The following is a 1,321-nucleotide window of genomic DNA, read 5'->3' as shown; positions in this document are numbered from 1 at the left end:
TGAACCGCTCCGGGTCTGATGGAGGCTCGATTCCCTGAGAGGATCGAGTCATGGCCGGTCCGTCCCCCTACCCTCCCGAGCTTCGTGAGCGTGCGGTGCGCATGGTCGCGGAGATCCGCCCCAACTACCCGACTGAGTGGGCCGCGATGAAGGCGGTCGCGGCGAAACTGGGCATTGGTGCCACCGAGACGGTGCGGACCTGGGTCCGCAAAGCGCAGGTCGATGAAGGCCGGCGCCCTGGTGTGACCTCCGAGGAAGCCGCGGAGATCAAGCGTCTGAAGGCCGAGAACGCCGAGCTGCGGCGGGCCAACGAGATCCTCAAGGCGGCCTCGGCTTTCTTCGCGGCCGAGCTCGACCGGCCGTCGAAGCGCTCGTAGCGTTCATCGACACCCACCGCCAGGTGTTCGGAGTCGAGCCGATCTGCAGAGTCCTAACTGGCCACGGACTGAAGATCGCAACGAGCACCTACTATGCGGTGAAGAACCGTGTCCCCAGCGCACGGTCGGTCCGCGACGCGGAGCTGAAGGGGCAGATCAGCCGCGTCCATGCGGACAACTTCAGCGTCTACGGGGTCCGCAAGGTCTGGCGGCAGCTGCACCGGGAAGGCGTAGAAGTGGCCCGTTGCACGGTCGCCCGGCTGATGCGCGAGCTCGGCCTGCAAGGCGCCCGGCGCGGGAAGAAGATCCACACTACCGTCCGCGACGACGACCATGAGCGGGCCGCTGACCTGCTGCATCGTGACTTCACCGCGTCCCGCCCGAACCAACGGTGGGTGGCCGACTTCACCTATGTCGCCACCTGGTCCGGGATCGTCTACGTCGCGTTCGTCGTCGACGTGTTCTCCAGGGCGATCGTCGGCTGGTCCGCAGCCACCAGTAAACGGGCCAAGCTCGTCCTTGATGCCCTCGACATGGCCCTGTGGCACCGCGACAGGTCCGGAAGTCCCGCCGGACCAGGGCTGATTCACCATTCGGATGCGGGCAGCCAGTACACGTCTTTCGCGTTCACCGCCCACCTCCTCGACGCCGGCATCGACGCCTCGATCGGCACCGTCGGTGACGCCCTGGACAACGCGCTCATGGAGTCCCAGATCGGCCTCTACAAAACGGAGTTGATCAAGCCCCGCAAGCCCTGGCACGGCCTCGCCGACGTCGAACTCGCCACCGCGGAATGGGTCGACTGGTTCAACAGTCAGCGCCTCCACACCGCCATCGGCGACATCCCGCCCCACGAACACGAGATCAACTACTACGCTCAACACCAGCCCCAACCGGCGGCTGGAGTCAACGCATAGAGCCTCCACCGATCCCGGAGCGCTTCA

General features: G+C 66.0%; 1 protein-coding gene and 1 other annotated feature. The gene reads left to right on the top strand.

Annotation, left to right across the window (positions count from 1 at the left end):
• The first annotated feature begins 50 nt into the window (after positions 1–50).
• Positions 51–1,294, top strand: a protein-coding gene (locus ACIA8X_RS46860; protein ID WP_393462900.1) for an IS3 family transposase whose coding sequence is annotated in 2 segments (ribosomal slippage) — positions 51–333 and positions 333–1,294 — 1,245 coding nt in all. Because the reading frame shifts where the segments join, the coding sequence is not laid out codon by codon here.
• Positions 332–460, top strand: a sequence feature (AL1L pseudoknot). It overlaps the preceding gene by 129 nt.
• Positions 1,295–1,321: the final 27 nt, after the last annotated feature.

Source organism: Streptomyces sp. NPDC051738 (assembly GCF_044453205.1).
Classification (GTDB): Bacteria; Actinomycetota; Actinomycetes; order Streptomycetales; family Streptomycetaceae; genus Streptomyces.
Note: the sequence above shows the minus strand (reverse complement) of the source record. Positions and strands in the feature narration are given on the sequence as shown.